The following is a 771-nucleotide window of genomic DNA, read 5'->3' as shown; positions in this document are numbered from 1 at the left end:
AAATAAGGGATTTTTAAAATTTAAAGAAATTGAAGATTATGCTAATGGACTTATAAAAAGGTTTGATATAAGAAGTGCAGAGGGTGCTAAAACTTTTGCAAGGAGCATGTCTGGAGGAAATCAGCAGAAAGTAATAATAGCGAGAGAGATAGATAGAAATCCTGATTTACTTATAGCTGTTCAGCCTACTAGGGGATTAGATGTTGGGGCTATTGAATATATACATAAAGAATTAATTGCACAGAGAGATAGCGGAAAGGCTGTTCTTCTTGTATCGTTAGAGCTTGATGAGGTTATGAATTTAAGTGACAGAATACTTGTTATATATGAAGGTGAAATTGTAGCTAATATGTTAAATAAAGATATTACTATTAATGAGTTAGGCTTATATATGGCTGGTTCTAAAAGGAGTGCTTAATGAGCAGTAATTTAAAAGATAAATTTGCGAGTTTTTTAGAGAAAGATGGATTTGTAAATGTATTTTCATCTTTTCTTGCTATTATTATAGGTTTACTTTTAGGTCTTATAATACTTCTAGTTAGTAATGTAAGAGATGCTTTTCCTGCTTTTATAACTATACTTTCTGGAGGTTTTTCTGGAGGCATGAGAGGAATAGGGCAGGTTATATATACRGCTACTCCTTTAATATTAACAGGTCTTTCTGTTGGATTTGCTTTTAAGAATGGTCTTTTTAATATAGGAGCACCTGGTCAATTTATTATAGGTGCTTATGTTGCTGTTTTTATTGCAATTAAATGTACATTTTTACCT

At 31.3% G+C, this 771-nt stretch carries 2 pseudogenes; both read left to right on the top strand.

Going from position 1 to position 771, the window contains the following annotated elements:
* A pseudogene (locus GQX97_RS12995) lies at window positions 1–418 on the top strand (heme ABC transporter ATP-binding protein); the annotation flags it as partial.
* Window positions 418–771, top strand: a pseudogene (locus GQX97_RS12990) (ABC transporter permease); the annotation flags it as partial. The pseudogenes GQX97_RS12995 and GQX97_RS12990, both read left to right, overlap by 1 nt.

The sequence above is a fragment of the Brachyspira sp. SAP_772 genome (genome assembly GCF_009755885.1).
GTDB lineage: Bacteria > Spirochaetota > Brachyspiria > Brachyspirales > Brachyspiraceae > Brachyspira.
The sequence above is the reverse complement of the archived record's forward strand: the minus strand, read 5'-3'. Positions and strand labels throughout refer to the sequence as shown.